Source organism: Nocardioides ungokensis, from assembly GCF_013466985.1.
GTDB classification, from domain to species: Bacteria; Actinomycetota; Actinomycetes; order Propionibacteriales; family Nocardioidaceae; genus Nocardioides; species Nocardioides ungokensis.
This window is the reverse complement of the sequence record NZ_CP059164.1, coordinates 1,504,806-1,530,504: the sequence shown is the minus strand read 5'-3', so window position 1 is coordinate 1,530,504 and position 25,699 is coordinate 1,504,806. Positions and strand designations below refer to the sequence as shown.

Sequence of the window (25,699 nt, the reverse complement as noted above, 5' to 3'; positions counted from 1 at the left end):
GGACCGCACCTGGGCCGGCATCCGCGACGCCGTGGAGCGTCCGCCCCTGCCACACTCCCTGCGCCTGGCGCGCAGGTGCGGGCTCCCGGAGCCGAACGCCGTGCTGCTCGCCGGCGCGGCCTCCCTGCGCAGCGCCTGGCTGGTCGCGCGTTCCTGTCGCTGTCCTTCGCCACCCTTGCGGCGTACGTGTCCGGCGGGACCGCGCTGGCGCCCTTCCTCCTCATCGCACCGCTGGCGCCGGTGCTCGGCGTCGCCGCCGCCTACGGCCCGCGGCAGGACCCGCTCGAGGCGTTGGTCGCCACTGCACCGTACGGCCGGACCCGGCTGATCCTGCTGCGCACGCTCGCCGTCCTGGTCTCGGTGCTGCCGGTCACCGCCCTGCTCGGTCTCGCCGTGCCCGGGCCTCCGTGGCTCGCCGCCGCGTGGCTCGGCCCGGCCCTCTCGCTGGTGCCGGTGCTGCTGGCGCTGGCCGGCTTCGTCGGCCCCCGGGCCGCGGCAACGATCGTGCTGCTCGGATGGTCCTCCGTCGTGGTCGCCTCGACGCGCGGCGGCCTGGACCCGGCCTGGCCGGTCGAAGCCGGTCAGCAGGGCGTCTACCTCGCACTGGCGGTGGCCGCCTGCGCGGTCATCGCGATCCGGCTCCGCATCGACCGGCAGCGGGGGGTGGCGCTGTGAACGTCACCCGGAACACGGTCGAGCTCACCGGCGTGGGCAAGCGGTACGGCCGCAAGCATGCCCTCGTCGACGTCGACCTCACCTTCGACCAGGGCATCACGGGCCTGCTCGGGCCCAACGGCGCCGGCAAGACCACGCTGCTGCGCATCGTCGCCACCTCGATTGCCGCCGACACCGGCGAGGTCCGGTTGCTCGGGCGTGACCCGCACCGCGCCTTTGCGGACGTGACCGCGGTACGCCGCGAGCTGGGCTACCTGCCGCAGGAGCTCGGCTACCCGTCGGACATGACGGCCTTCGGGTTCGTCGAGTACGTGGCGGTCCTCAAGGAGTGGAACGACCGCGAGCGCCGCACCCAGGAGGTGCGACGGGTGCTCGATCTCGTCGATCTCAGCGACCAGGCGACGGTTCGGGTGGGCCGGCTCTCCGGTGGTCAGCGCCGGCGGGTCGGGCTGGCGCAGGCGCTGCTGGCCGACCCACGGCTGGTCGTGCTCGACGAGCCGACCACCGGCCTCGACCCGGCACAGCGCGCGGACCTGCGGCGCACGCTCTCCACCCTCGGCCACCGCTCGACCGTCCTGCTCTCCACCCACCAGACCGAGGACGTCGCGGCGCTGTGCGAACGCGTGGTCGTGCTCGCGGGCGGAACCGTCAGGTTCGACGGTGCCGTCACCGACATGGTCGCCACCGCAGTGGGCAGGGTCTGGCTGGCCGACGAGCCCGGCGACGACGCCCTGGTGAGCTGGCAGACCGCACCGGTCGCCACCACGTCGTGGGCGGTACGCCGCCGGCGGGCGCGGACCCCGCCGAGCCGACCCTCGAGGACGCCTACCTGTTGATGCTCGGCCCTGATGCGCAGCGGTTCCGCGCACCTGCCTGACCTGCCGGTCCCACTCATTCCGACCACACCTGGAGCGACCATGAGCAGTCTTTCCGTGCCCGCGTCCGGCCTCGCCGGTCACCGTGCGATGGCCGTCATCGAGGCGCGCCGGATGGCGCGTCAGCCCGTCTTCCTGCTCGGCGTCGTCCTCGCCTTCGTCGTGCTGGGGCTCTTCCTGGCCACGAAGAAGGAGGAGGGAGTCCCGGACGTGCTGACGCTCCCGCTGCTGGGCGCGTTCTACATCGGCCTGACCAGCGTGATCGCCGCCGCGCGGCTCACCAGCTCCACCGAGGTCGCCGCCGAGGCCGTCGCCACGGCCCCCGGCACCGAGGCCCGCCGGACGCTCGCGCTCGCCGCGACCGGCATCCCGGCGTTCCTGGCCGGGCTGGCATTCTCGCTCGTCCTGGTCGTCGTCGCCCAGGTCCAGGGCGTGGCCCCGCAGGAGTGGTGGTTCGGCACGCTGCCCGACTGGCAGGTGTGGAGCATCCTGCTGATGTGCCCGGCCGCGTGTCTCGGTGGTGCGCTGCTGGGCGTCCTGACCGCCCGCTGGCTCCGGTTCCGGGGCGCCTCGGCCATGGCGGTGGTGGCCCTCATCGTGGTCAGCCTGCTCGGCCAGGCCCCGCTCCTCGAGACCACCAGCTCGGAGTGGCGGCTCTGGGTGCCGTGGGCGATCTTCCACACCGGGGACAACGCGGACGGAACCCAGACGCTGATCGCCGGCAACCCCGGCGCCTACCTGGGCTACATGCTGGCCCTCTGCGTCCTCGCCGTCCTGGGCGCGATGTGGCACGACCGCACGCCCGGACACCGCGGTTCCGCGCTCTCGTCGCAGCTGTCGCGGCGAGCGCGCTGGTGCTCTTCGCGGTGGCAGCAACGACAGGCAGCCACGACAACCGGGACTCCGACCCGATCCCGTCGAGGGTGACAGCGTGAGCGCTCGGCTGTGGTACCTCCGTCACGGCGTCGCCTGGCTCCCCGTCCTCGCGTGTTGCGCGGCCGCCGCCGCCACCGCACTGCTCGTGGTGCGCTGGCCGGACGTGGCGGGGGTGCTCGCCCCCACCGTTCTCGCGCCTGCTGTGCCGGCGCGGCTGCGTTCGTCTACGACGAGGACGCCCTTCCGGTGGTGGCGGTGACGCCGCGTGGCGCGGGCTGGCGCCGGACCGCCCGGCTCGGTGTGACGCTGCTGCCGCTGTCGGTCTGGGTCGTGGTGGTGGCGCTGCGTCCCGGCGACGTTCCATTCGTGCGGCCGGGCTGGTGGCTGCTGGGTGGCGCCACGCTCCTCTCGTCACCGGCTCCGCGGCCCTGGCCTCCCGCCGACTGGTGCAGACGCCCGGCGCGCTGCTCGCGCCGGTGGTCGCCCTGGCCGCAGTGGCGCCGGTGACACTCACGGGGATGTTCAGCTGGGGCAGCCTCTACCCGATCGGTGACTTCCCGCACGCCGTACGGATCGTGTGGTTCGGCGTCGCGCTCGTCGGCGCCGCGGTGTGCACCGTTGCCTTCGGCCGGGCTTGCGGCCCTGAGGACGGGCGTTGAGGAGCGGACCCGCGGACCGGTGCCTGACGCCCGGCCGGATGACCGCTATCGCTTGGACCCCCGACTCCGATGCCCCCGATAGATGAAGCCCACGGTGGCCAGGATCAACACTCCCCAGGTGCCAAGCCCCACGTACCGGTCGTCCGTGTCGGTCGCCCACAGGCTCACCCCCACTCCGACGCAGGCGACCGCAGCCAGAAGCAGCCAGTCCTTCCATGCGTCGGACTTGGGCTGCAGGGCGGTCATGCGTAGATGGTAAGCGGACTGTCGTCGCCACGAGCGTCGATTGACATTGCCGGGCGGCAACGGCAGATCCGCGCCACCAGGGGCACCGCCGGTGGGCGACCTCGGTCTGCGCGCTCGTACTCGGCGTCCACATGGCGCCGACCCGCGGCCACGGAGTCGGCGGGGGCCGTCGCTGGACCAGCCGCGCACCTTGGGCAATCGCACCCCGAGGACCGGCTACGTAAACGGGTTCGTACTGCAGAAGGGGAAACTGCCCTTCCGCGACGAGGCCGAGCTGGCCCGCGATGACGGGCGCGATCATGGATCAGTTGCAGGCCGAGGACTTCCCCTTCCCGTTCGAGCTGACGTCGAGCGCGTCCGGCAACCGGGCTACAGCGACGGCAACGACCTCGACGTCGGTATCGAGGTCGTGCTCGACGGCGTCGCGACCCGACCCAGCGGGTTGGCGGCTGACGGAAGCCAGGCGCTGTCTCAGGCGTTCGTTGCGTCGTGCACCATGATCGCGACCTGCACCCGGTTGCTGACCTCGAGCTTGCTCAGCAGCCGCGACACATGAGCCTTGACCGTTGCCTCGCTCATGAAGAGCGAGGCGGCGATCTCGGCGTTGGTGGCCCCCAACCCGACCGCGGTCGCCACCTCCCGCTCCCGATCGGTGAGGGTGACCAGCCGCTGCGCAGCTGCTCGGTGGCGCTCGGAGGCGTCGGTGCTCCCGAAGTGGGACAGCAGGGTGCGGGTGACGGAGGGCGAGACGATGGCGTCACCGGCGGCCACCAGCCGGACTGCGTTGATGATGTCGGCCGGCGGCGTGTCCTTGACCAGGAACCCACTCGCCCCGGCGCGCAGGGCGGCCACCACCTGGTCGTCCGCCTGGAACGTGGTGAGCACGACGACCTGCGGTGCGGGGTCGAGCCGGCGGAGCGCCTCGGTGGCCTTGATCCCGTCGACCCCCGGCATCCGGATGTCCATGAGGACCACGTCGGGACGGTACTGACGGACCGCTGCCACCGCTCCGGAGCCGTCGTCGGTCTCGCCGACGACCTCGATGTCCTCGGCCGAGGAGAGGATCAGACGCAGCCCGGCGCGGACCAGGGCGTCGTCGTCGACCAGCAACACCTTCACGGGCGCCATGTCAGCTCTGCCTCCACGACGAAGTCGCCGGTACCGTCGTGGCCCACGACGAGGGTGCCGCCCGCCAGCGCGACGCGTTCCTGTAGGCCCAGCAGCCCCGCACCCGAGCCGGGCAGTGTCGCGGCGCCGTGGGCCGGGACTGGCTGGCGGTTGCGGACACTGATGCGCAGCCCGTCGCCGGGTGCCCCCGCGACCCGCACCCGGGTCGCGGCGCCTCGAGCGTGCTTGGCGACGTTGGTGAGTGCCTCCTGCACGACGCGGTACGCGTCGCGTCCCAGCGTGGCCGGTACGTCGTCGACGCCCACGACGTTCATCTCGAAGTCGATGTCCCCTCCGGCGACTCGGATCTCCTCGACGAGCCGGTGAAGATTGCGCAGCGTCGGCTGCGGGGCCGCGGGGGCCAGGTCCTTCCCGGCGTCGTCGCGGAGCAGGCCGATCACGCTGCGCAGCTCCTCGAGTGCCTGGCGCGCCGTGACGCGCAGCAGGGCGGCGGTCTCCTGGACCTGGGCCGGCGGCAGGTCCGGACGCACCTCGAGCCCCCCGGCGTGCAGTGCCAGCAGCGAGATCCGGTGTGCCAGTACGTCGTGCATCTCGCGGGCGATCCGGGTCCGTTCGGCCACCCGTGCCCGGTCCTCGTGCAGCGCCTGGTCGGCCTCGGCGCGCAGGGCTCGCTCGCGCAGCGACCAGAGCAGCTGCCGGCGCGCCCGGATGAACATGCCCCACCCGCTCGCGGCCAGCGCCAGCGGCATGACGAACAGCACCACCGCGATCGGACCGGTCGTGGGGCTGTAGGCGGCGAAGACCAGTACCGACGGCAGCCACAGCGCCGTGACCAGGACGGCCGGCCGGGCCGGCCGGTGCACCGCCAGCGACGACAGCGCCAGCAACCCGGCGGGGGTCGCGGAAGTCGAGACCGTCCCGAGCAGCAGACACACGAGCGCGACGCCGACCGGCCACCGGCGCCGCCACCACAGCGAAGTGCAGGCCAGCGCACCGGCGCCGACGTCCACGGCGACCTGCGTGCCGGAGAGGGCGTCCGGGTTGTCGTGCAGCTCCGGGCTGAGGAACAGCGCACCGAGACCAACGGCGACGAGGATCCCGAGAACGTCGATCACCCGTTCACGTCCAGCGTCGTGGTCGGTCGGGTCAGGCAGGGGCAGGTCGTCTGACGCCGCCACAGGCCTCGCCAGCGCGGCCCACGACCAGCGCGACCAGGACACGGCCTCAGCGTAGTCCCGCGCGACGGCCGCGGGCATCGACGAAAGTCGACAGCAGCAACTCCGAAAGGCGGTACTCACCGCGCCCACCCGTCACCCTGCGACCTCCCCGGCGTAGTCAGCCGGCCGATGCGCGAAGCCGGTCAGCACGACGAGTCTGAGGGACACCGGCAGCCACATCCGCAGCCGCCACCGATCCCTCGAAGGGAACCGCCATGTACCCGCTCCTGCAACCAACCCGCCCCGCCACCCTCCCCCCGAACCCCCGAGAGGGCTCCACCCGTGACCCGGCATCCCTGCCGACGTGGCGCCTCAACGTCATGCGCGTGGGCTATCTCGTCATGGTCGTCGGGCTGGCGGCCACCAAGTGGCCCGAGTTCTTGGCCCACGGGCCCTGGGAGCTCGCTGAGGGCACCGTCCTGACGATGCTCGTGGCGATGTCGGTGCTTGCGCTGGTGGGGCTGCGCTACCCGCAGCGGATGCTGCCGATCCTGCTGTTCGAGGTCGGGTGGAAGCTGATCTGGCTCGGCGTCGTCGCGCTACCGCTGTGGCTGGGCGGCGACCTCACCGCAGCGACACGTGAACAGGCGGCTGCCGTGCTGTGGGTGGTCATCATCATCGCCGTCGTGCCGTGGCGCCACGTCGTCCGGCAGCTCGTCGTGGCACGCGGCGAGCGGTGGCGCTGACATGAGCAAGGTCCTCACCACCCACCTCTACGTCTCCTGCATCGACGCTTGGATCGCGGCAACCGTTTCGTTCAGGGCCTCGGCCGGGCTGATCTGCAAGAACTCGCTGCCCTTCGTCGCGGCCGGCACGTGACCCGGCGTCATGTAGAAGGCATCGCCGGCTTCGTATACCTCATCCCGATCGGCGTAGGTCACCGTGATCTGGCCCTTGAAGACGTAGCCCCAGTGAGGGCACCAGCAGCGTCCCTCGCGTAGACCGGACAGCATCGGCGCGAGGCTGTGATCCTCGTTGATGGTGACGAAGCTGAAGGCGTAGCCATCGAGTTCGTCGTTGCGGTCGACCGCGACACCAAAGTCGTCGACCTTCGCGGTTGTCTTTGCGGACACCTTCGGCATGTGCTCGCTCCCTTCTCTCTGCGACGGTGCCGAGGAGACCTGTGCTCGCACATGAGGCGATCGCCTCTTGCGCGGTCCTGCCGAACTGAGTGCGTCGAGATGGCGACCCTGCGGAGCGTCCACCGGGCAATGGGACATGACGTCCGATCCGATCCGTCGCCTCGAGGTCGATGGCGAGTCTTCGACGTGACCACTCGCCTGGACCTTCCTGGACAAGTCGATCTCTCGTGGATGACCGGGCCTGACGCCGGCTACGGGTACTCCTCACGACGGTCATCCGGGGTGCACACTGACGACGAGTTGAGGCACCACATCCGGGGCTTCCTCGCCAACATCAACCCCGAGACGGGCCACCTCCACCAGACCCGGATCTTCGCGTCATGGTCGGTCCCTGCCGGCGTGCGGACAAGTCACTCTTGAGGTCGTGACTGCCCCGCCTCGTCCTTCGAGCGTGAAAGAGTTGCCCTATGAGAGCGTCAGGTGCGGCCATCTCGGGCGTGTTCTGCTTCCCCGTGCCGGCGTCATTACGACGCCGGCATCGCTGCTGCTGCGGAGCCCGCCGGCACTGGCTGTTCGGGATGGGCCTTGCAAGATGACCAACAAAGAGCGATTCATCCGGCTGCAAGCCCAATCATGGGTGATAGGCATGGTGCTGTTCCTGCTCTTCCTGCTTGTCCCCTTCCTGTGGAAGGCCCTGACGTGACAGAAGGGCCCGGAGCACTAGCTCCGGGCCCTTCTCCATGCCCCCGACCTTCCTACAGAGCCCCCCAGCCGGACTCGAAGCAACACCCCCGGAGCGTTCATCGCGGGTTACTCGTACCCCCGAGCGAGCCGACCGTGACCGCCCGCATCGATATCGACGGCGACTACTACAGCGGGCTGGTGTTTCGCCGAGACCATCGAGCCTTGTCGTACGCCTGGGAGCCCAGGCAATCCGAAGCGCTCTCATGCAGCGCCCGCGCCAGTACGGTGCGGTTGCGATCACGAGGTCCGCTCCAGACCTTGCGAATCTGCGCGGTCTCCGACTTTGCGCCGCATTCCTGATCGTCCTGGCCGGCCTTGGTGGAACCGCGGCCCTCTTGCTCGGCCATCGGGAGTTGGGGTCAAGCCTCGTCGGCTGACTGTCGTCGGCAATGTCTTCTTTCATGGTGTGGATTCGCGGCGAGCACCAGCCCACACGAGTGCGCTAGCCGTACGCGCTCATGCCGCGTTGTTCGCGGTCTCGCCGTGATCCGTGAAGGCATAGCATGCGCCTCCATGTCCTCACCCGGCCTTCTGTCCTTCGCCTCGCTGGCGGCGTCTGCTGCCGAGGCCCGCCGCCTGAGACAACTGGCTGGATGATTGCGTTCACTGTGGTCTTGGCCGGAGCAGGTTGGTGGATGCACTGGCGGTGGCGCACCGGGCGGTACTTCATGAGCCGGTTCACGACTCATGAACGAGAAGCGGCGAAGCTGGCGAGCATCGGCTACATCGCACTGCCCGCAGCGATTGGGTCTACCGCGATGGCAGTATTGGTTGCGCTGTTCACGTTCTTCGACTCCGACGCCGGGGTTTGGCTTCGTTACGTGGTCGCGGTCGTCTCGGTGGTCTTTCTCGGCTCAGGAGTGTGGCTCGCCAAGGAGTCGTGGCGGCCCACGAAACGCAGGACGCCGGAATGGGCAAGACGGCTCTGACCTGAGACTTCTCCCTACTGGGCTCCGAAGTGCACTCAACTGTCGAGTTGTGCACGGTCCTGCCGATGAGCGGTCGGCGTGAGCGTGGACTGGGAACGCTTGCAGCCACCTTCCGGCAGTCGCTGATCTGGTCATCCTCGGGCAGTCCAGCTCGACGTCAATGCGCGTACTGTCCTAGATGACGGAACGTGTCTCCAGTGCAGTCGACTGCGCTCGCGCTGCGCCAGCTGCGCGAGGAGTTGCGTTCATGGCCACCACCCCAACCGACCCCGTTCAGGTCCGGTCTGGCGACGGGTCCGCTCCTGCATCTGGCCATATCGGCCGGATTGTGGCCGGGTCACTAGCAACTGGGCTCGTCGCCGCTCTCCTTCTCGCCGCCGCCCCGTTCATCTCCCCAGGGGAGAACGACGTCACGGGCGCCGTGCTTTGCGGATTCGCTGTGGGTTGGGCGATGTTGGCCATCCTCTCGTCGCGGTCCACCGACCAACCCCAACGATGGGCTGCCGCACCTGCGCTGTTCATGGGTCTGAGCGGTCTTCTCCTCATCGCCTTCGGCGGCGACTCGCGAGCGGTGCTGAACTGGGCATGGCCTCCTGCCCTGCTTGCTTTGTCGATCTGGATGGGCCTGCAAGCCCACCGCCACCTGCGGAGCCCTACTCGTCGATGGCTGCTCTACCCGGTCATCGCCCTGATGGCCGTTGTCTCAGTGGGCGGCGGTTACGAGACCGTGCGCGAGCACCTGGATGCGAGCAGGTACCCCATGTCGGGTCAGCTGATCGACGTCGGTGGACACCGGCTCCACCTCAGCTGCACGGGCTCCGGCAGCCCCACCGTGGTCCTGCAACCGGGAGGCGGCGACTTCTCCTCGGTCCTGGCGTGGATAGCGCCCGCCGTGGCCGCCGACACCCGGGTCTGCGTCTACGACCGAGCGGGTCGCGGCTGGAGCGACCCCGCAGGCCCTCAGGACGCCAACCGGATAGCAAGTGACCTGCATACGCTGCTGCAACGCGGAAACGTTCCAGGCCCCTATGTGCTGCCCGGTCACTCCTTCGGAGGCCTCTACGTCCTCACCTACGCCGATCGCTACCCCAGCGACGTTGCCGGCCTGGTCCTGATCGACTCCACCAACCCGGGCACGCACGCCGACCCGACCAAAGCAAAGGCGTATGACACCGGCTCCTACGACGCAGCCACGGACCGTGTCGCAGCACTCGGCGCTGCGGCTGCACGTGTCGGGTTAGTGCGCCTGGTCGGCAGCCTCGCTTACGGTGACTTGCCCCCGCAGTCACGTGACGAGGTCCGTGCGAAGACCGCAACCGCCGACTACGCCTCGGGCTGGATCGACGAGTTCGTCCAGGCCAACGCCTCCGGAGCAGAGGCCGCGATGCTCACCGACTTCGGTGACAAACCGCTGGTCGTCCTCACTGCCGGCGCCGATACCGACGCCACCCATGATGCTGCGCAGAACAAGCTGGCAACGCTGTCGACGAACACCTCGCATCGCGTCGTCGAGGGCGCCAGCCATCCGGCGCTGATTTACAGCGAGCGGTACGCCAAGGCCACCACCCAGGCGATCCTCGATGTCGTCACATCGCTCCGGAACAACGAACCACTGGCGAAGTGACCTACTTAGAGCGCCCCCGGCGGCATAGCTCCACTCCGCCAACCTCCGCTCATGCTGCGTTGAGGCGCGCTCGGCGGGCCTGGCAACGACCCGGCGTACATCGACTCGGCCGGCTCCCTCGGCGCGACTACGACCGTCTGCGTATGGGCGCAGGCAAAGACTTGGTCGTCGCCGCCAATGACGGTCACCCCGACCGGATCCACTGCGGGCGCGGGAAGCACGGACGTGGTCAAGGGATGTGAAGTGGTCGACCGGATCGCGTAGGCACACCGACGCGACTAGGCGCACAGCACCAAGTTCGTCCTCGCCACAACAGCCCGCACATGGGGCGTGTGCACGTTCGCGCCGTTGGTCGCGCACCACGCCTGATGCCTCTTGGGGTACGCGAAGGGTTCGAGTCCGGCATCCCACGCCGGGCACGAGCGTGCGACGTCAGCGGTGGTGACACCGGCGATGGTGGTGCCGGCACCACAGCGGTGGTGGTGTCGCTGGCAGTGCCGGCGGCCGGCGGTTGTGCTGGTGGTCTGGCTGGTGCTGGGCGCGGCGGTGACCGGAGTGGTCCCGGCCGCCTGCGCTGTGGTGACCGCGAAGCCGGGAGTGCCGGTCAGCATGGTGATGAGAACGATCGCGGGTCCAGCCTTCGACGGGCCGGCCAACCAAAGCAGGGGCGTACGTCCTGCACGGGTGTGACCGCCGGAACGCCGCGCTGCCGCGGGTGTGTCGAAACCGCTGCATGCTGGCGTGACCTACGCCCTTGCGGCCGTGTCCAACGACCCTGACCAGCCGTGAGTCCCGGCCGCAGTCTGGGTGTGTGCCGACCCCTCGGGCTCATGCCCGGACCTGGCTGATCCTCGCGGCCGCGGCCGCGGTCGTGCTCATCGCCGCCACCACCGCAGCGGCCGTGATCACCCTCGGCCGCGGGGACGACAACACGCCCGCGGGTCGGGCCACCGCCAGACAGAGCGCCGCCAGCAACTCCGGGCGAGGGGTGCCCTGGGCGTGGATGCACGGCGGGCAGGTGCTCAACGAGGCCGACTACCTGAGCCGGATGGTGGCCCACCACCAGGAAGCCGTCACCGCCGCCCGCCAGCTCCGACGCTCCGACCGCCCCCAGCTGCGCGCCTTCGGCACCGACATCGTCCGGACCCAAACCGCGCAGATCCACCAGATGGTCGCCTGGCTGCACCGGTGGTACCCCGACCAGCCCACCGACACCGGCTACCAGCCGATGATGCGCGACCTGTCCGGCCTGTCCGGTGGCGCCTTGGACCGGGCCTTCCTGCGCGACATGACCATCCACCACATGGCCGCGGTGATGATGTCCCAGCAGCTGCTCGTCCGCGGGCTGGCCACCCACTCCGAGGTGGCCCACCTGGCGCGCAACATCCGCGACCAGCAGCACGCCGAGATCTACCGGATGCAGCGGTGGCTCCACGGCTGGTACGGCGAGACCTGGCACGGCGGCTACGGCTGGATGACCGGCCGCGGGTACCGCTGGATGATGGGCCGCCGCTCGATGATGGGCGGCTACCGCTGGATGCATGACCACCGGTGGGACACGCCCTACCGCCACCAGGACCGTAGCCACGGCTGGTGGAACGGCGACCGGGGCGGCATGGGCCCCCAGATGATGCGCTGACCCAACCCCACGGGCCACCGGCCCGGACCACCCGAGGATGCGCCAAGGAGGGCGCCACCATGACCGCCACCCGACTGTTCACCACCCGACACCGGATCGCCGCCGCGGTCACCGCCGTCCTCGCCGTCGCCCTCAGCCTCGTCGGCCCCACCCCCGTCCAGGCAGCCGCCCGCCGGACTGACCTGCCTGCGCGACTGCACTGCGCGCACCGTGGGCGGAGGCGCGCTACGCCCCGGGCGCCAGCTCGCTGTCATCGTCATCGTCGGGCGACCCGTCGACACCATCTGATGGGTCCTCCTGGACGGTGGGGGCAGCAGCCCGCCACCGTTGCCGCAGTGCGATCTCCTCGTTGACGAGCTCGACGAACTCGATGGCCTGTGCGGCCGACTTGCGCGGGACCTTGACGGCATGCGGATCCTCGCGATGCCGGGACGCGCGCCGGGCGCCCTCGACGGCGATGCGCACGATCGGACGCCCCTTGCGCGACCAGGCCACCTCCGCGCTGAGGATGTGTGCCCACTCCACCTCGTGGAGTCGCCGGGTGCCACGGGCGAGGGCCGCCGACTTGGAGCGCCGGAACGTGAGCCCCTCGAGCGTGAGCTCGACCCGACCATCGATCCCCGTCAAGCGCGTGACTGCCATGCGGCGAGTCGACCACAGCAAGGTGAACAGAACCGGCCCTGGTCGGATCTCGGAAGACCCCCGATCTGGGCATGGAGGCTCCCTCCTCCAGGGTGCTTCACTGAAGCGTGAGCGAGCCAGCCACCGCCGGGCCGGACGAAGCTCAGGCGCTCCATCACCTCTCTCAGCGTCTGCGCCGCGTGCTCCCCCACCAGCGAGCCGCGACGATTGACCAGGCGATCGCGGACGCACTGGAGGAGTTCGACGGCCGGCCGATCCGGGAGTTCGTGCCCATCCTGGTCGAACGTGCCGTGCTGGACCGGCTGCGGCAGGCGGGGGCCGGAGGCGACGCGGGTGCAGGCGCGGAAGGTACTGAACTGGGATCGAGGCATCTCGCCGTTTGATGTGCGTTGACCGGCGGTCGCGACCAGGCAGTCGCCCGAGTGCAAGCGGGGCTATTCCGAAGGCGCGCTGCTGGTCAGCCGGCGCCGCCGGAAACCCTCGCGTGGTCGGTTGCAATCAGCGTCGGCGATGCCGAAGGCGAGCGGAACTGTGGCCGTGCCAACCGACCCGCAGGCGCTCCCTGCCAACAGGACCCGGCCCTCCATCCGGGCGCACGTCGCGCACCTCCTCGAGCGCGGACACCGGGTACCCCGCACCGACTAGGAACTGGGGAGGATGTTGTTGTTCAGGCGGAAGAGGTTCTCGGGGTCGTACTTCGCCTTGATCTCGGCGAGGCGTGCGAGGTTCTGGCCGAACGCGCTCTCCACCCCCGTCGTGACCGCTTCGTCCTCGACGCCCGTGAAGTTCAAGTACGTCGTGCCGGTTCCTAGCGCGTGCACCCCGGCCCATGCGTCGCGAACCACGAGATGACCCGGTCATCGTCGCTCGCATCCAGCCAGTTACCGTCGATCGAGACCATCCAGTTCGCCGACCGCTCGCTGTAGGGGGTCGCCTGCGCCCCGACTCGATTGATCGCGCCGCCCATCTGGAACGCGACCACGAAGACCCGGTCATGGGGACGGTTGAGAGCCCGGTCCACGAGGAGATCGAGGACCGGGTCGGTCAGCTCCTCGACGTACGTCGACTTCCAGTAGCTGCGCAGCGTTCCGCGCTGGTAGAACTCGTCGAACGCCGCCTGGACCGCGACGAAGGGCAGGGGCCCGGAGATGTCGGCGAGCGGGGTCCCGATCTCGCGGAGGGGCTGGATGATCTTCATGCCCTCCAGCGGATCCCCCGTGTAGAGGGCGCCCGTGACGATGAAGGGCCGGTTGTGGATCTCGGGCGGCGTGTTCTCGCTGGCCGGGAGCGTCGTGCAGCCGATCAACGCCGAGATCTCGTCGGGAGCCGACTGCGCCCAGTCTCGGAACCTCGGGTAGACGTTCTCGGCATCCTCCGCCGGGTGGAAGACCCCGGCGAAGGCCACGATCGGACCCACCGGGTGGCAGCGGAAGGTGAACGACGTGACAACGCCGAAGTTCCCGCCACCTCCGCGGAGCGCCCAGAACAGGTCCGGGTTCGAGTCCGCCGATGCGGTCCGCACCTGGCCGTCGGCACCGACCACCTGGGCCGAGAGCAGGTTGTCGACCGACAGTCCGTACTTGCGCCGGACCCAGCCCTCCCCGCCCCCGAGGGTGAGCCCGGCGACGCCGGTGTCGGAGACGATGCCGGAGGGTGCGACGAGCCCGAACGCCTGAGTCTCGTGGTCCATGTCGCCGATCAAGGCCCCGCCCTGGGCCCGCACGGTGCGAGCGTCGGGGTCGACGTCGACACCGTCCATCCGGCCGAGGTCGAGCAGCATGCCTCCGTCGACGCTCGAGAGCCCGGCGATCGAGTGACCCCCGCCGCGGACCGCGACCACAAGGCCGCGGCTGCGGGCGAAGTTCACCGCAACCACGACGTCGGCGGTTCCGGTGGGACGCACGACCAGGGACGGCGTCCCGGGATGCATGGCGTTGTACGGCCGGCGGACCGCCGCGTATCCGGGATCGTTGCGGGTGAGCACATCACCTCGCACCATCATTCGGAGCTCTTCGAGGCTCTCCTCGTCGATCTGAGCCTCGGTGCCCGTCAGGGTTGCCACAGAAACGGTCATGACGCTGCCCTCCGCGGGTTGGGATGTGGCCCCCGTCACTCGAACGTAGACCTCGGACGATCGGCGCAGAAACCCCAGTTTTGGGCACCGAGCTCGCCGCGGCCCGTCTCGCGAATCACAAGGGGCGAGCTGGGGGACCAAGCTCCGGCGCTCCCCGACCCGCTCGTCAGTCATCGCTCGGCGCTGGCGTGCTCCGTGTCGTCTCCGCCAGCGTGCTGTAGCGCATCACCGCAGCGCCGCTGTCGAAGATGCGGGCGGAGGCCAGCGAGAAGCTCAGGTCGTGCGTGACGTGGTCGAAGAGCCGGGGTCCCGATGCGAGGACGGCCGGATGGATGATGAGGAGGTACTCGTCGATCAGACCCGGTACGTCGGCCAGCGGGCCGAGCGTCACAGGACCGAAGGAGGCGATGACATCGGCGCCGTCCTGCTGCTTGAGCTCGCGGAGGTGCGCGACGGCGTCTCCTGATCTCACCTCACGACGCGTGGCAGGGTCGCCGGCCAGGCGGCGCGAGAACACCAGCTTCGTCATACCTCCCAGAAGCCTGGCGAACTCGAGGCTGGCCGGGCTTTCGAGAACCTCTGTGTCGGTCGTGGTCCCCTCGGCCACCCGCTCCCAGTAGGGCACCACGACGTCGTACAACTTGCGGGACATGACCCACGTGTCCGCTCTGGCGTACGTGTCGTTGACGTATGCCGTCTCTTCCTCGCCCCATGCGAACGGCTGCCAGAAGCCCCCGTCCGCCTGGCTGATCCGGCCGTCCAGCGTTGTCTGCATGAGGACGATGAGCTTGCGCATGCGACTTCTCCTTCGTGATGTTGGTGGTGCTCAGCCGATCGCGAGCGCTGCGACGGCCAGGGTGCAGACACCGATGCCGAGTCGCTGTCCGTTGCCGAGACGCTCGCCCAGCACGGCCGAGGCGAGCAGCGCCGTCACCGCCGGGTACAGGGATGCCAGCACGGCGGCCATGCCGAGGTCGGTGAAGCGGGTCGACGCCAGGAACGCCAAGGTGCCCGTGGCCCCCAGCACGCCAGATGCTCCGCCCCAGCCGACGGCAGCCGGCGAGGGCAGCCACGCCTGCTTCAGCGAGGCCGCCACGCCGATCGTCACCGCCAGGCCGAACAGCTGGTTGACGGCCAGCGGCAGGAATCCAGCCGTGCTGGACAGCTGACCGAGCGCGACGAAGAGCAGACCGAAGCCCGCGCCCGCGGCGGCGCCGTCGACGAGCACGCCACGGGCGCCCGCGGCCGGCGAGGTGGATTGCCGCGAGACGAGCCAGATGCCGGGCAGCGCCACCAGGACGCCGAGCCAGGCGTACGCGGTGGGGCGTTCGCCGAGAGCGACGCCGACCAGGACCGGGAACGCCGCTGCGCCGACCGCAGAGACGGGCGCGACCAGTCCCATCCGGCCCCGGGAGAGACCCCGGAACAGGAACATGCTCCCGGCCCCCGAGCCGGCACCGGCGAGCAGCGCCCACAGGAAGTCGCTCGGTCGAGGTGTCGCGGGCATGAGGACGTCGCACGCAACCATCAGCACCGCCCCGGAGAGCTGCCCGACGACGACGAGCCGCCACGGGGAGTGCCGTCGCGAGCCCGTGCCTCCGACGAAGTCGCCGGCTCCGTAGGCGAGCGCCGAGGTGAGTGCCAAGACGAGTCCGATGCCCATGTGTCGATGCTCGTGCCTGATCGGTCCGCTCGGCAGTGCCACTTCTTCCGTACTGCAGTGGACCATTTGGTTGACTGGGAGACATGCCTGTCGACTGGCGCCGCAGCGGTCCGGACCTGACGATCACGTTGGACCGAACCGGGGCACCGCTCGCCGTCCAGATCCAGGAGCACCTGCGCGTCGCCATCCGCGAAGGTCGGCTCGCGGCGGGCGAGCGTCTGCCGTCAACCCGTCGGCTGGCCGACCACCTGGGCGTCTCGCGCGGCACCGTGGTGGAGGTCTACGAGCAGCTGGTCGCCGAGGGGTACGTCGACTCGGCGGTCGGATCCGGTACCCGCGTCGCCGAGCTGCTCGGCGGTGACGCTCGTCGCGACAGCCAGCGGCCTGTGGCACCACCGGCCATGTCGACAGCCCGGTTCGACTTCGAGTACGGCATCCCGGACCTCAGGTCGGTCCCGCTCAGGGACTGGGCCTGGGCCGTTGGGGAGGCCACCAGAACCATGCCGACCGCCGGGCTCGGGGATGAGGACCCTGCCGGCTCCCGCCACCTCCGCGAGGTGATCACCGCCTACCACCGTCGCGTCCGCGCGGGCTGCGCGAACACCGACGACGCCATCGTGGTCAGCGGGTTCCGCCAGGGACTGGCATTCGTCCTGGCAACACTGGGACGCATGGGGATCGACGCGGTCGGCCTCGAAGACCCCGGTCCGCGGGAGCACGATCGGATCGCTGGGCGGGCCGGCCTGACGGCGGTGCCCGTACCGGTCGATGCCGAAGGCCTCGACGTCCCGGCGCTCCGCAGGACCCCGGCACGAGCCGTCCTCGTCACTCCGGCGCACCAGTGCCCCACCGGTGTCGCCCTCAGCCCTGCGCGACGCCGCGCCCTGGTCGCGTGGGCCGACGAGGTCGACGGGGTGATCCTCGAGGACGACTACGACGCCGAGTTCCGCTACGACCGACAGCCCGTCGGATCCTTGCAGGGGCTGGCACCCGACCGTGTCATCGCGCTGGGGTCGGTCAGCAAGACGCTCGCCCCCGCCATCCGGATCGGCTGGATCCTCACACCACATCGTTTTGTGGACGCGTTGACGGAGGAGAAGCACCTCAGCAGCCGCGGCGCCCCGGGGCTGGACCAGGAGGCGCTCGCTCTGCTCATCGAGTCCGGCCGGTTCGACCGCCATCTCAGACGCATGCGCGACCTCTACCGCACCCGCCGCGATGTCCTGACTCGCGAGGTCACGGCCGTCTTCGGTCCCGACAGCCTCCACGGCCTCGCCGCCGGCTGCCACGCCGTGCTCGCTCTACCCACCGACGTCTCGGAGGACGCGGTCGTCGAGGCCGCGCGAACACTCGAGGTCCGCATCAGCGGGCTCGGACGCTACCGACTCACCCGCAAGCCCGCAGATCCCGCACTTCTGCTCTCGTTCAGCAACCTCACCGAGCAGCAGCTCGTCCTCGGCGTCCATGCGATTGCCGAGGCCGTACGCCGTTGCCGAAGGCCCCCGGAGGGGCCGACTCTGCCGCGGCGGTCGGGGACGCCTCCGACAGCACCCTGAGGAAAGGACCGCGCTCGACAAGGCCGCTTCCCACATGGGAGCGGCAGGGAGACGCCGTAGCGACCGGGTGCCGCGACAGCGCGTGGATGGTTGCACAAACAGAAGCGGCCCTCACAGTCACTGTGAGGGCCACTTCATCTTGTAGCGGGGGGACCGCGCAGATCTGCGCTCGTCTTCTGACCCGTCGCAAGGCTTCCGCGTCGCTAGCGGTCTGCCCTGGCATCCGCCACCCGTTGCTCATGCTCGCATCGAACCACCTCACAGGGACACTCAGGTAGATCTCGCGCACAGGGGCGGCCTCCTGCTGTAGCGACACGCCGTTCAAGGCAGGCAGCCCGTGGACGGCAGCGCGGCTCAGGCTCGGCCGAGCCCGTTCTCGCGTGCCTTGATGATCGCTGCTGATCGGTCCGAAACCTGGAGCTTGGCGAAGATGTTGGTCACATGGTTGCTGACGGTCTTGGATGCCATCCCGAGACGCCGGGCGATGGTGGCGTTCCCCACACCTTGCGCGATCAGCTCCAGCACCTCTTGCTCGCGGACGGTCAGGCTCGGAAATGGTGGGGTGCGGGGTGCGGCGGCGAAGACGTCGAGTGCCCGATGAGCGACACCTGCACCGAGAACTGCCCCGCCCTCGGCAACCGAGCGGACGGCTCGGAGCACCTCCTCGGGGTCGGCGGTCTTGACCACATAGCCGCGTGCACCGGCTCGCATGGCTGCCAGCACCGACTGGTCGTCGTCATGCATGGTGAGCATGAGCACGGCAACAGTGGGTGCCGTACGGCGCAACACGCGTACGACGTCGATGCCCGAACCGTCGGGGAGGTTGATGTCGAGAATCAGGACGTCGGGCCGGTCGTTCGCGCCGATCCGTCGAGCGCCCTCCGCGGTGGGCGCCGACGCGATGAGCTCGATGTCGTCCACGGTCGCAAGGAGGGCGTTGAGCCCGGCGAGGACCAGGGCGTGGTCGTCGACTACTGCTACCCGGATCACGGCGCCAGCACCACGGGGAGTGTCGCCTCCACCCGGCCGCCCGGCCGGTGGGGCGGTGGGCCGGCTCGCAGGGACCCACCGAGCTCCGAGGCTCGCTCGGCCATGGACTGCAGGCCGACCCCGGAGGACCAGTTGCTGGAGCCGGGTCCGTCGTCCTCCACGAGGACGCCGAGCGCTCCGGACTCGCAGGCGAGGACGACACGGGCGTGGGTCGCACCGGAGTGTCGGACAACGTTGGTGAGCGCTTCGGTGATGATGCGGTACGCCGCGACCTCGACGGCGGCGGGGAGACGGGGCAGGTCGGCGATGTGCACGGTGACCTCGAGCGGAGCGAGCAGCCTGGCATATTCGTGGACTGCGGTCTCGAATCCGAGCGAGTCGAGGTTGGGTGGTCTCAGGTCGCGGGCCAGGCGTCGAACCTCGTCGGCGACGTCACGGGCCTGTCTGCCGACGTCGCCGAGCAGGTCGCCGGACGGATGGTCAGCGGGCGCCCGGCGACGGGCGGCGTCCGCAGTCAGGATGATGGCGGCGAGGGCAGACCCGACGCCATCGTGCAGCTCCCGACCGAGGCGTCGGCGTTCTTCTTCCCGGGCCGTGACGAGCTCGGAACGCGCAACCTGGAGGTCCGTTGCGCTCCGTTCGGCCCGGAGCGCGACCGTGAGCGAGCGAGCCACCGGGCTGAGGATCTCGAGGTCGCGTGGGCTGAGCGCTGCCTCACCCGAGCGGAGGCCGACCCGCAGCCGGCCGGAGTCTCCCAGCGACAACTCGTGCCAGCGCGTGGCCGGCGGGCCGGAGCGGGCGACGACGTGGGCGCGGTCCAGGACTTCGGCCGAAGGTAGCCGCATGGTGTCGCACAGCGCATCAAGCACCGTGTCGAGCTTCGGCTCGTCGAGCCGATCGACGATCCTCGCGACGGCTCTGGCGGGCTCGGTCCGGCCGCCGTACAGGAGTCGGTCTATGCGTCGCTGGAGGAACGTGCGCGCCGGGTTGAAGCCGATCGCCACCGTCAGCGCTGCGATGACGGCCGAGCCGAACGGGGCTCGTGGCGACAAGGCAGCCGTGGTGCCAGCGACCACAGCGGCGTAGGTCGTGATCGCGAGGCCGGTGAGGATGAGGTAGAGGACCATGCGTGCGGTGGCGCGTCGGATGTCGAAGAGGTCGTCGACCACGATCGCGACCGCGATCGCCGCAGGAACCAGCACGATCGGGTAGATGCCCAGCCAGCTCTCCGGCAGGAACAACGCGCCCGCGACGAAGCACGCAGTCATCAGCAGGGTGCCCAGCAGGAGCCACAAAACCTGCCGTCGCTCGCGGTCGACGCCACGGCGGTACCGAAGGACCAGCACCACGATCGCGAACGGGTAGATCAGCGCGAACCAGACATCGCCCACGGCCCCGAAGCCACCCAGGTCGGTGGCCGTCGGCCAGGTGACCAAGGGCGTCACGTCCAGCTCGGATCCCAGATGCCGGGGCGCGGTCGAGTTCCTGACCGCGAAGAGTGCCCCACCCGCGAGCGCCAGGATCGAGCCACCTCGCCACCACGCGCCGGGCAGGAAGTGGCCGTCGGGGAAGACCAGCAACGTCGCGGGCATCAACACCCCGACCACCAGCGCCCACCCGATGCTCGTCATCAACGCGACAACCCGCCAGCCGAGACCGCCTTCACCCGGGTCGGTCAGCCACGCCATCGCGACGAACCCACACGCGCTTGCCGTGTAGCACAGCCCCGCCGCGAGCAGCAGCCAGCCGACCGGATGGCCCGGGCGCACCCGAGCGACCGGGTAGCCGGACAACCCGAGGCAGGCGCCGAGGACCGCGTTGCTGACCACGAGACCGTCGCCGACCAGCTCCTGATGTGAGAGGCCCGACCGCGGGGTGGCCAGCAGCGTCAGAGCGATCTGCGCGGCCAGGAGGAGAAGACAGGCGTCTGCGAGCACGCGCCTGCGGCTCACACCGGCCCCCACGACCACCTCGACCATGACGCCATGATCCTCGCCTCACGCCGACTCCGACTAGGGGTCTGGCCCCCAGACCGGCCCGGGAATCTTTCCCGGGCCGGTGCGCCCGGAGACCCGTGCGCCCGGGATGGAGGAACCCGGACGCTTGTCATCACCAGAGATTCGTGACTACCAGCGAAAGGACGCTGACATGGTTTCCACCACCGCACCCGCCACCGGCTCCTCGACACCGATGCGAGACGACCGGAGCTTCTACCGGATCGCCCTCGCCGTGGTGGCGCCGCTACCGATGACCGCGATGGGCCTCAACTACATCCTCCTCGACATGCCCGGCGACAGCTCGTTCCACGACATCGTCGCCTCGGCGGCCCGTCAAGAGACCGTCGTCCAGCTGAGCCTGTGGCTCTCTGTGGCCTGGTTCGCCTTTCTCATCCCCGCCGTGATCGGCGTGGCCGCGGTGAGCAGGCAGGCCCGCCCCCGCCTCGCGGCCTGGGGCATCGTGCTCACGGTCCCTGGCTTCGCCTTGGGATTCTCGGGGCCGAACGACACGGCGCTCGCCCTTCTCACCCACACCAAGCAGCTCGACGTACGCCAGATCTCGAACCTCGACGAGGCGCTGTGGGCCCTGCCGCAGTTTGCAGTCAGCTCACTGCTGTTCATCGTGGGAATCGTCATCGGGCTGCTCCTGCTCGGCATCGCCCTGGCCAGGTCCGGCGCCGTCCCACCCCTCTACGGAATCGCCCTGGCCATCGGCGGTTTCACCCACCCATTCCTCGGTGCACTCGGGCACACGGTCCAGGGGATCGGCCTCCTCGTTGCCGGCCTCGGGTTCGCAGGAGCCTCCATCGCCCTGTGGCGCATGCCGAACGACGCCTTCCTGCCCGCCCGCCCCACGAAGCAGGCGCGCCCTGCTCAGCTCCCCGGCTGAGCCATACCGAGACCAACGAACCCGGAGTCCCGCGCACACAAGACTAAGGAGTGTGATGACCGAGAAGGGACCAACCAGACGGGGAACCAGCCGGCGCACCATCGTCACCACCGACTTCTGCCAAGACTTCCTGAGCGCCACCACCCGATGAGGATCTCTGGATCGCGAGCGTTCTCCGTCACTCCCCACGAGGCGACGTGCCGGATGCGTCCTCGACCTCGGGCGGCAACCCAGGCGGGATCGCAGCTCAGTTCGGCCCCACGGAGCATGAGACGGTCCACGGATCTCCCCGAAGACCGCATCTGACCCGCTGCTGTTGCCTTGTAGCGAGACAACGGCGTTCCGTTCAGCGCCAAGGACACCGTGCTGAGACTCCGCGCGGGAATGGTTGCGCACATGCACGAGGCCCTCACAGTCTGACTGTGAGGGCCTCGTGCACTTTGTAGCGGGGGCAGGATTTGAACCTGCGACCTCTGGGTTATGAGCCCGCTCCAGCCCCGTCCCGGCCGTTGCACGGCGACCCGTACTTGCCGTCTGATCTGGGCAAACGCGTCCCAGCCGTCCCGGAATGTCTCCCAATTTCCGGCCCTTCGCGAGACGTTTCGTCCACAGATTCGGCCGCACTCGCCAGCCAGGTTGCAGGTTTGGTCGCCCGTCCGCGGGGGTGGTCGCAGTGATGACGGTCCACAAGCTCACGGCGGGCGACGGGTACACGTACCTGACCCGCCAGGTGGCGTCGGCGGACGAGGTCCGACCGGCCGGCCAGTCCCTCGCGGACTACTACGTGGACCGCGGCAACCCGCCCGGAGTGTGGATGGGCAAGGGAGCCGAACAGCTCGGTGTCGCGGGCTCCCCCGTGACCGAGTCTCAGATGAAGGCGCTCTTCGGCCAGGGCAGGCACCCCAACCGCGACGCGATGCTCGCGGCCGGAACACCTGACTCGGCCACGAAGCTGGGAGCCGCCTACCCCTCGTACGCCGACCTGGCGCCGTACGCCGAGCGCATCGCCGATGCTTTCGCGGCGTTCGAGGCCGAGCACGGCCGGTCACCGTCCCCGACCCAACGCAACCAGATTGCGGCGAAGGAGGCTCGCCGGGGTCGGCGGGCGGTGGCCGGTTTCGACATGGTGTTCACCCCGGTGAAGTCGGCGTCCCTGCTGTGGGGTCTCGGCGGACCGGCAGCCAGGGAGGCGGTCGAGGAGGCACACCACGAGGCAGTGGCCTCCGCCCTCGGCTGGATCGAGCAGCACGCGTCGTACACGCGGTCCGGGCACGGTGGCGCGGCGCAGATCGACGCAACTGGACTGGTCTGTGCCGCGTTCGACCACCGCGAGTCCCGATCCGGCGACCCCGACCTGCACACGCACGTAGCAGTGGCGAACAAGGTCTGCGGCATGGACGGGAAGTGGCGTTCCCTCGACGCGCGGAACCTGTACGGCCTCGGGGTCGCGGCGTCGGAGCACTACAACACCAGGTTCGAGGACGCGTTGGCCCGCCGGCTCGGCGTGGTCTTCGAGGAGCGTCCCGGCGGCGTCGCCGGCAAGCGACCGATCCGGGAGATCGCCGGAGTCCCGCGTGAGCTGATCCGTCACTTCTCCCGGCGCCGCGCCGCGATCGAGGACCGTTACGCGGAGCTGCGCCGGGAGTACCGGACCGCACACGGCCGGGAGCCCGACCGGAGTACCCAGCTGCAGCTCTCCCAGCAGGCGACACTGGAAACCCGGGAGGGCAAGGGCCCAGCGCGGACCCTGGCCGAGCAGGTGGCCGACTGGACCGCCCAGGCAAAAGCGGTCCTCAGCGAGCGCCGGACCTCACGAATGGTTCGAGACTGCGTGGGCCGTGATCAGCAGACGTACGAGCCGGACGAGCAGCAGCTGCGGGACTTGGCCGCCCAGGTGGTCCGGCGAGTGGCAGAGGAGCGGTCGACCTGGACCGTGTGGAACGTGTACGCCGAGGCCGAGCGGCACCTGCGCCCGCTACGATTCGACTCCCCCGAGCGCCGTGAGCAGGTGACCGGTGCGGTCGTGGACCGGGCCACCGGACCGGGACTGTCCATCCGAATCGCCGAACCCGAGCTGATCGCCGAAGCCCCGGCACTGGTCCGGGACAGCGACGGCCAGAGCGTGTTCGTACCGCACGGATCCGAGCGGTTCACCACCAGCGAGGTCCTGCTCGCCGAGGACCGCCTGGTCGCGGCCGGGCGCACGTGCGACGGTCCGCACCTCGACCCGATCGTTCTCGAGGCCGCCTTGGCGATCTACGAGGCCGGCGCCGGGGTCACCCTCGACCCCGGGCAGCGGGTCATGGTGGAGCGGTTCGCCACGGCCCCCGCGCGGCTGGCGGTCGGGATCGGCCCGGCGGGGTCGGGCAAGACCACCGCGATGCGCGCGTTCGCCGACGCCTGGTCCGCCAACGGCGGACGCGTGGTGCCGCTTGCGACCAGCTCGAAGGCGGCAGAAGTCCTGGGTCAAGAGCTCGGTGTGCGCGCCGAGAACCTGCACAAGTTCCTCCACGAGTACGACCGCCGGTCCCGCGAGCCGTGGTTCGCGCTGGGCGAGGGCGACGTCGTCCTCCTCGACGAGGCCGGGATGGCCGGCACCCTGCACCTGGCCCGACTGCTCGAGCTCGCCACCGCGGCCGGAGCATCGGTCCGGCTGCTTGGCGACCCCGCCCAGCTGGCCGCCGTCGACGCCGGCGGTGCGCTGCGGCTGTTGGAGCGCGAGGTCGGCGCGGCGTACCTGACCGACCTGCACCGGTTCCGCGACCCTTCAGAGGGCGAGGCCACGCTGCAGCTGCGGGCTGGCGACCCGGCCGCGTTGGCCTTCTACCGGCTGCATCACCGGATAGAAGCCGGCCCTCGCGAGTCGATGCTCGAGCTGGCCTACGACCGGTGGGCCGCCGACGTGCGCGAGGGCAAGACCTCGGTGCTGGTCGCCGCCGCCACAGACGACGTCACCGCGCTGAACGCTCGGGCCCGCGCCGAGCGCGTCGCGGCCGGACAGGTCGAGCACGACGGACTCGCGCTGCACAACGGCAACACCGCTGCGGCCGGCGATTGGGTCGTCACCCGCAGCAACGCACGCACACTCCGCTACGGACGCGGCAGGTGGGTGCAAAACGGTGACACCTGGCAGGTGACGCAACGGCACCGCGACGGGTCCCTCACGGTGCGACATCTCGGCAACGGCGGCACGGTCCGGCTCGGCGGCGAGTACGTCGCCGACTCGGTCGAGCTCGCCTACGCCGCCACCGCCCACCGGGTCCAAGGCATGACCACCGACACCGCGCACGCGCTTGTCACCCCGGAGATGACCCGCGAGTCCCTCTACGTCGCCTCCACCCGGGGGCGCGAGAAGACAACCTGGTACGCCGCCACCGAAGAGGTCCTGGACGTCGACTGCCACCACGAGCCCGACACTCCCCGTACTGCGGACGAGCTGCTCGGCACAGTCCTGGCCCGTACGGGTGCCGAGGACTCGGCCACCGAGACCACCCGAGCCGTCTTCGAAGAGGCCTCATCGCTGCGCACCCTGGTCGCGCGCTACGACCACGCCCGCAACCTCGCCTCGCTCGAGGCACTCGGCCTGGCGCTGGACCACTGGCCCGCGACCGAGCGCAACCGGATCTTGGGTGATCCCGCCGCGCCGCACCTGGCCCGCGTGGTCGCCGCGGCGGCGGGACAGGGCGCCGACCCACGAGCGCTGGTAACGGCGGCGTTCGCGTTCGAGGACATGAGCAACGTGCGCTCCCCCGCCTTGGTCCTGGCCAGCCGCATCCAGGATTGCCCCCGCACCCTCGGCGTCCCCGACCGTCCGCCGGCGGACGCGCCGCTGCCCTGGCTACCAGCCCCCGACGTCGGACACCCCGGATGGCTGCCTTACCTGCGCGAGCGCTCGGCCCTCATCCGTGCGCGGGCCGGCGAGCTCGGGTCGCTGAGCGCGGCCTACCGCGACCAGTACGGCATCTCCGACCCGGGCCCCGGGGCGCTCGGGCCACCTCCTGAAACCGGCACTCGCCAGGAGGCGGCGTACGCAGCCGCCTGTCGTGAGGCGCAGGCCGACCAGCCCCTCCCCTCCACAGACCCCACGGACCCTCGCCAACACGACGAGCCCATTCAGAGCCGACCCACCATGTCTCAGCAGCGAGGCCCTCGCCTGAGTCGCTGACCCCCTCCACATCCCAGCGCCCCTGACTC

General features: G+C 70.1%; 25 protein-coding genes. 14 read left to right on the top strand and 11 right to left on the bottom strand.

The window, feature by feature from the left end; genetic code table 11:
• The first annotated feature begins 75 nt into the window (after nt 1–75).
• The 5 genes from H0S67_RS24685 to H0S67_RS07550 all read left to right on the top strand — a co-directional run bounded on the left by H0S67_RS24685 (nt 76) and on the right by H0S67_RS07550 (nt 3,085).
• Nucleotides 76–675: a hypothetical protein gene (locus tag H0S67_RS24685; RefSeq protein ID WP_246355202.1), complete on the top strand. Its 600-nt coding sequence runs from the start codon at nt 76–78 to the stop codon at nt 673–675.
• Nucleotides 672–1,511 (top strand): ATP-binding cassette domain-containing protein, encoded by an 840-nt coding sequence (locus H0S67_RS07565; RefSeq protein ID WP_219635547.1) that lies wholly within the window; start codon nt 672–674, stop codon nt 1,509–1,511. Before H0S67_RS24685 ends, H0S67_RS07565 begins: the two co-directional genes overlap by 4 nt.
• Nucleotides 1,512–1,592: 81 nt before the next feature.
• Complete coding sequence (locus H0S67_RS07560; RefSeq protein ID WP_180936093.1) at nt 1,593–2,477, top strand: hypothetical protein; 885 nt, start codon at nt 1,593–1,595, stop codon at nt 2,475–2,477.
• Nucleotides 2,478–2,481: 4 nt separating this feature from the next.
• Nucleotides 2,482–2,685 carry a hypothetical protein gene (locus H0S67_RS07555; protein WP_180936092.1) on the top strand — a complete coding sequence of 68 codons (204 nt, stop codon included), beginning with the start codon at nt 2,482–2,484 and terminating at the stop codon, nt 2,683–2,685.
• A gap of 121 nt (nt 2,686–2,806) precedes the next feature.
• The gene (locus H0S67_RS07550; protein WP_180936091.1) at nt 2,807–3,085 is read left to right on the top strand and encodes a hypothetical protein; all 279 of its coding nucleotides are present in this window, start codon (nt 2,807–2,809) and stop codon (nt 3,083–3,085) included.
• Between the two features lie 45 nt (nt 3,086–3,130).
• On the opposite strand, the gene H0S67_RS07545 is transcribed toward H0S67_RS07550, so the two are convergent.
• From H0S67_RS07545 to H0S67_RS07535, 3 genes are all read right to left on the bottom strand, one after another.
• Nucleotides 3,131–3,331 carry a hypothetical protein gene (locus H0S67_RS07545; RefSeq protein WP_180936090.1) on the bottom strand — a complete coding sequence of 67 codons (201 nt, stop codon included), beginning with the start codon at nt 3,329–3,331 and terminating at the stop codon, nt 3,131–3,133.
• 471 nt (nt 3,332–3,802) lie between these two features.
• Complete coding sequence (locus tag H0S67_RS07540) at nt 3,803–4,459, bottom strand: response regulator transcription factor (RefSeq protein ID WP_180936089.1); 657 nt, start codon at nt 4,457–4,459, stop codon at nt 3,803–3,805.
• Nucleotides 4,447–5,574 (bottom strand): sensor histidine kinase, encoded by a 1,128-nt coding sequence (locus H0S67_RS07535; RefSeq protein WP_180936088.1) that lies wholly within the window; start codon nt 5,572–5,574, stop codon nt 4,447–4,449. Before H0S67_RS07535 ends, H0S67_RS07540 begins: the two co-directional genes overlap by 13 nt.
• A 428-nt stretch (nt 5,575–6,002) precedes the next feature.
• Between H0S67_RS07535 and H0S67_RS07530 the strand changes: the two genes are divergently transcribed.
• Entirely contained in the window at nt 6,003–6,362 is a 360-nt protein-coding gene (locus H0S67_RS07530) for a hypothetical protein (RefSeq protein ID WP_180936087.1), read from the top strand.
• Between the two features lie 27 nt (nt 6,363–6,389).
• On the opposite strand, the gene H0S67_RS07525 is transcribed toward H0S67_RS07530, so the two are convergent.
• Complete coding sequence (locus H0S67_RS07525; protein ID WP_180936086.1) at nt 6,390–6,758, bottom strand: cupin domain-containing protein; 369 nt, start codon at nt 6,756–6,758, stop codon at nt 6,390–6,392.
• 451 nt (nt 6,759–7,209) lie between these two features.
• Here H0S67_RS07525 and H0S67_RS07520 point away from each other — a divergent pair, with 451 nt between their 5' ends.
• From H0S67_RS07520 to H0S67_RS07505, 4 genes are all read left to right on the top strand, one after another.
• Nucleotides 7,210–7,461, top strand: coding sequence for a hypothetical protein (locus H0S67_RS07520; RefSeq protein WP_180936085.1), 252 nt, complete (start codon nt 7,210–7,212; stop codon nt 7,459–7,461).
• 676 nt (nt 7,462–8,137) lie between these two features.
• On the top strand, nt 8,138–8,431 hold the full coding sequence (locus H0S67_RS07515; protein WP_180936084.1) for a hypothetical protein: 294 nt from the start codon (nt 8,138–8,140) through the stop codon (nt 8,429–8,431).
• 247 nt (nt 8,432–8,678) lie between these two features.
• Complete coding sequence (locus tag H0S67_RS07510) at nt 8,679–10,055, top strand: alpha/beta hydrolase (RefSeq protein ID WP_219635546.1); 1,377 nt, start codon at nt 8,679–8,681, stop codon at nt 10,053–10,055.
• An 811-nt stretch (nt 10,056–10,866) separates the two neighbouring features.
• Entirely contained in the window at nt 10,867–11,694 is an 828-nt protein-coding gene (locus H0S67_RS07505) for a DUF305 domain-containing protein (RefSeq protein ID WP_180936082.1), read from the top strand.
• Nucleotides 11,695–11,919: 225 nt separating this feature from the next.
• Here the strand turns inward: H0S67_RS07505 and H0S67_RS07500 are convergent, their stop codons facing one another.
• Nucleotides 11,920–12,336, bottom strand: coding sequence for a hypothetical protein (locus H0S67_RS07500; protein WP_180936081.1), 417 nt, complete (start codon nt 12,334–12,336; stop codon nt 11,920–11,922).
• A gap of 107 nt (nt 12,337–12,443) precedes the next feature.
• Between H0S67_RS07500 and H0S67_RS07495 the strand changes: the two genes are divergently transcribed.
• The gene (locus tag H0S67_RS07495; protein ID WP_180936080.1) at nt 12,444–12,719 is read left to right on the top strand and encodes a three-helix bundle dimerization domain-containing protein; all 276 of its coding nucleotides are present in this window, start codon (nt 12,444–12,446) and stop codon (nt 12,717–12,719) included.
• 258 nt (nt 12,720–12,977) lie between these two features.
• Here the strand turns inward: H0S67_RS07495 and H0S67_RS07490 are convergent, their stop codons facing one another.
• From H0S67_RS07490 to H0S67_RS07475, 4 genes are all read right to left on the bottom strand, one after another.
• Nucleotides 12,978–13,127, bottom strand: a complete 150-nt coding sequence (locus H0S67_RS07490) for a BBE domain-containing protein (RefSeq protein ID WP_180936079.1) — start codon at nt 13,125–13,127, stop codon at nt 12,978–12,980.
• A gap of 17 nt (nt 13,128–13,144) precedes the next feature.
• The gene (locus tag H0S67_RS07485) at nt 13,145–14,410 is read right to left on the bottom strand and encodes an FAD-binding oxidoreductase (RefSeq protein ID WP_180936078.1); all 1,266 of its coding nucleotides are present in this window, start codon (nt 14,408–14,410) and stop codon (nt 13,145–13,147) included.
• A 166-nt stretch (nt 14,411–14,576) separates the two neighbouring features.
• Complete coding sequence (locus H0S67_RS07480; RefSeq protein ID WP_180936077.1) at nt 14,577–15,206, bottom strand: dihydrofolate reductase family protein; 630 nt, start codon at nt 15,204–15,206, stop codon at nt 14,577–14,579.
• 30 nt (nt 15,207–15,236) lie between these two features.
• On the bottom strand, nt 15,237–16,073 hold the full coding sequence (locus H0S67_RS07475) for a DMT family transporter (RefSeq protein WP_180936076.1): 837 nt from the start codon (nt 16,071–16,073) through the stop codon (nt 15,237–15,239).
• An 83-nt stretch (nt 16,074–16,156) separates the two neighbouring features.
• On the opposite strand from H0S67_RS07475, the gene pdxR reads away from it, so the two are divergent.
• A complete protein-coding gene (gene pdxR, locus H0S67_RS07470; protein ID WP_180936075.1) occupies nt 16,157–17,629 on the top strand; it encodes a MocR-like pyridoxine biosynthesis transcription factor PdxR in 1,473 nt (490 codons plus the stop codon).
• Between the two features lie 354 nt (nt 17,630–17,983).
• On the opposite strand, the gene H0S67_RS07465 is transcribed toward pdxR, so the two are convergent.
• Both H0S67_RS07465 and H0S67_RS07460 read right to left on the bottom strand, forming a co-directional pair.
• Nucleotides 17,984–18,619 (bottom strand): response regulator, encoded by a 636-nt coding sequence (locus tag H0S67_RS07465; protein WP_180936074.1) that lies wholly within the window; start codon nt 18,617–18,619, stop codon nt 17,984–17,986.
• A complete protein-coding gene (locus tag H0S67_RS07460) occupies nt 18,616–20,598 on the bottom strand; it encodes a sensor histidine kinase (protein WP_180936073.1) in 1,983 nt (660 codons plus the stop codon). The genes H0S67_RS07465 and H0S67_RS07460 overlap by 4 nt, the downstream gene beginning before the upstream one ends.
• Nucleotides 20,599–20,767: 169 nt before the next feature.
• On the opposite strand from H0S67_RS07460, the gene H0S67_RS07455 reads away from it, so the two are divergent.
• Both H0S67_RS07455 and mobF read left to right on the top strand, forming a co-directional pair.
• Entirely contained in the window at nt 20,768–21,505 is a 738-nt protein-coding gene (locus H0S67_RS07455) for a hypothetical protein (protein WP_180936072.1), read from the top strand.
• A gap of 676 nt (nt 21,506–22,181) precedes the next feature.
• On the top strand, nt 22,182–25,670 hold the full coding sequence (mobF, locus tag H0S67_RS07450) for a MobF family relaxase (RefSeq protein ID WP_180936071.1): 3,489 nt from the start codon (nt 22,182–22,184) through the stop codon (nt 25,668–25,670).
• Nucleotides 25,671–25,699 lie beyond the last annotated feature (29 nt).